The following is a 3,128-nucleotide window of genomic DNA, read 5'->3' as shown; positions in this document are numbered from 1 at the left end:
GCCGCCGCGGGCGCGGCGTCGCCCCCGCCCGCCGAACAGGCGCTGCGCACCACGCGGCGCCGCTATTTCCGCTGGTTCTTCATCGCGCTCGCCCTGGCCGCGCTGGCCGGCGGCTACTGGTGGGTCACGTCGCGCGGCACCGAGACGACCGACGACGCCTACGTGACGGGCGATGTCGTGCAGGTATCGCCGCAGGTGGCGGGCACGGTCGACACGATCATGGTGCAGAACGCCGAATGGGTACATGCCGGCGATCCGCTGTTCCGCGTCGATCCGACCGATGCGAAGCTCGCGCTCGACGACGCCGTCGCACAGCTCGCCCATGCGGTGCGCGAGTACCGCACCGCGCATGCCGACACGGCGCGCGAGGCGGCCCAGATCCTCCAGCGCAAGGCCGAGCTGTCGAAGGCCTCCGACGACCTGCAGCGACGGCTCGGCCTCGCGCAGGACGGCGGCGTATCGCGCGAGGACATCCGCCATGCGCGCGACGCGATGACCAGTGCATCCGCCGCGCTGGACGCGCAACAGGCCGCGTACGACGCATCGCGTGCGCGCGTCGACGGCACGTCGATCGACTCGAATCCGCTGGTGCGCGCCGCGGCCGCGCGGGTGCGCAGTGCGGCGCTCGCACTGCGCCGCACCGAAATCCGCGCGCCGCTGGCGGGGCTCGTGACACGCCGTGTCGTGCAGGTCGGGCAACACGTCACGCCCGGCGCGCCGGCCATGGCACTCGTGCCGCTCGACCATGTGTGGGTCGAGGCCAACTTCAAGGAATCGCAGCTGCGCGGCATGCACGCCGGGCAGGCCGTCGAGCTTCGCTCGGACCTGTATGGCTCCGACGTCGTGTTCCACGGCCGCATCGAAGGCGTCGAGGCGGGCACGGGTTCGGCATTCGCGTCGGTGCCCGCGCAGAATGCGACCGGCAACTGGATCAAGGTCGTGCAGCGCGTACCCGTGCGGGTCGCGCTCGATCCCGGCGAATTGCGCGCGCATCCGCTGCGCATCGGCCTGTCGATGAGCGCATCGGTCGTGCTCGGCGACAACGCACCCGGCACCGCATCGGCCTCCGTGCGCCCCGCGCCGGCCGCCGCCCGGCGCCCGATCGACGCGACGTCGATCTTCGATGACGATGCATCGTCCGGCGACGCCCTCGTCAACGACACGATCCGCGCGAACGACGGCGCCGCCGTGCACCGCGCGCCGGGAGCCTGAGCATGGCGCCCGTCGCTCGGGGTGCGGCGCCGAAACTGCCGCTGGAGCCGCTGCAGGGCCCGGCTCTCGTGCTCGTCGCGATCGCGATCAGCGTCGCCAACTTCATGCAGACGCTCGACCTGACGATCGCCAACGTCGCGGTACCGACCATCGCCGGCGATCTCGGCGTCGCGCCCGACATGGGCACCTGGATGCTGACGTCGTTCGCGACGCCGCTCGCGATCACGCTGCCGCTGACCGGCTGGCTCGCGCAGCGCTTCGGCCAGGTGCGGCTGTTCCGGGTCTCGGTCGTGCTGTTCGTCCTGACCTCGATCCTGTGCGGCCTCGCACCGAATTTCGAATCGCTGCTGCTGTTCCGCGCGCTGCAGGGCGCGGCCTCCGGGCCGATCACCGCGCTCTCGCAAGCGCTGCTGCTGGCCGTGTTTCCGGCCGCGCGCCGCAACGTCGCGCTGTCGGTCTGGCAGACCACCACGTTCGTCGCGCCCGTGCTCGGCCCGATCGCCGGCGGCTGGATCACCGACAACCTCTCGTGGCCCTACATCTTCTACGTCAACGTGCCGACCGGGGCGCTGGTCCTGCTCGTGCTGACCCGCTTCCTCGGCCGGCGCGACAACCCGACCCGCCACCTTCCCGTCGATTTCGTCGGCCTGCTGCTGCTCGCCGCCGCATTCGGCTCGCTGCAGCTGATGCTCGACCGCGGCCAGAACCTCGACTGGTTCGCGGCGGTCGAGATCCGCGCGCTCGCCGTGCTCTGCGTCGTGTCGTTCGTCGCGCTGGTCCTCTGGGAGCTGACCGACGCGCATCCGATCGTCGACCTGCGGCTGTTCGCGGATCGCGGCTTCACCGCGGGAACGATCGCGGTGACGGTCGGCTTCGGCGTCTATTACGGCGCGCTCGTGCTGGTGCCGCTCTGGTTGCAGACCGAGCAGGGCTACACGGCAACCTGGGCCGGCATCGCCACCGCGCCGCTCGGCATCGCGGGCATCGTGATCGCGCCGTTGATCGGGCGCATCCAGGGGCGCACCGACCCGCGCCACCTCGCGACCGTGGCGCTGGTCGGCTGGGGCGCGGCGTCGTTCTGGCGCATGGGCTTCAATACCGACGTGACGCTCGGCGACATCGCGGCCAACTCGCTGCTGATGGGCGCGGCCACCGCGTTTTTCATCACCCCGCTCGTGTCGCTGTCGATCGCCGGGTTGCCGCGCGAAAGGCTGCCGGCGGCGTCGGGCGTGCAGAATGCGCTGCGCCGGATCGGCACCAGCGTCGCCACCTCCGTCGCGCCGACCTATTTCGAACGGCGCTCGCGCGTTCACAACACATACCTCGTCGATCGCATCACGCCGTTCGATCCGGCCGCCGGCGACTGGCTCGCCCGGCTCGAACATGCGGGCATGTCACCGGCCGGCGCGCTCGCGTCGGTCAGCCGCTCGATCGACGTGCAAGCCCACATGCTCGCGCTCAACGATTTCTCGTTCGGTTGCCTGCTGCTGTTCGGCGCGACCCTGCTGACCGTCTGGTCCATCCGCTACCGGCGTCCGTGACGCCGATCAACCGGCCCCTTCCGATGAACGCCCCCGACCTCGACAACGTCGTCGCACCCGACATCGCCCCGGCACGCACGGCCCGGCTCATCTGTTTCGGCGTCTTTCTCGGCGCGCTGACCTTCGGCCTCCTGCTGCCCGTCGTGCCGCTGTACGTGCACGACACGCTCGGCTTCGGCACGCTCGTCGTCGGCACGGCGGTCGGCGCGCAATTCCTCGCCACCGTGCTCACGCGGAGCGTCGCGGGCCGCCGCGCCGATCATCGCGGCGCGAAGCGCACGATGTGCGCGGGGCTCGTGTCGTGCGTCGTCGCGGGCGGCGTCTACGTCGCGAGCGCCACGGCGCCGGCCGGCCCCGGCACACGCCTCGCGCTGC

3 protein-coding genes are annotated in these 3,128 nt (G+C 71.5%); all 3 read left to right on the top strand.

Going from position 1 to position 3,128, the window contains the following annotated elements:
• On the top strand, positions 1 to 1,212 hold a 1,212-nt coding region (locus DPV74_RS40245), incomplete at its 5' end, for an efflux RND transporter periplasmic adaptor subunit (protein ID WP_119339207.1).
• Between the two features lie 2 nt (positions 1,213 to 1,214).
• Complete coding sequence (locus DPV74_RS40240; protein WP_059696871.1) at positions 1,215 to 2,753, top strand: DHA2 family efflux MFS transporter permease subunit; 1,539 nt, start codon at positions 1,215 to 1,217, stop codon at positions 2,751 to 2,753.
• A gap of 23 nt (positions 2,754 to 2,776) precedes the next feature.
• A partial coding sequence (locus tag DPV74_RS40235) for an MFS transporter (RefSeq protein ID WP_119339208.1) occupies positions 2,777 to 3,128 on the top strand: 352 nt, incomplete at its 3' end.

The organism is Burkholderia sp. HAN2018, from assembly GCF_024704855.1.
GTDB lineage: Bacteria > Pseudomonadota > Gammaproteobacteria > Burkholderiales > Burkholderiaceae > Burkholderia > Burkholderia cepacia.
Note: the sequence above shows the minus strand (reverse complement) of the source record. Positions and strands in the feature narration are given on the sequence as shown.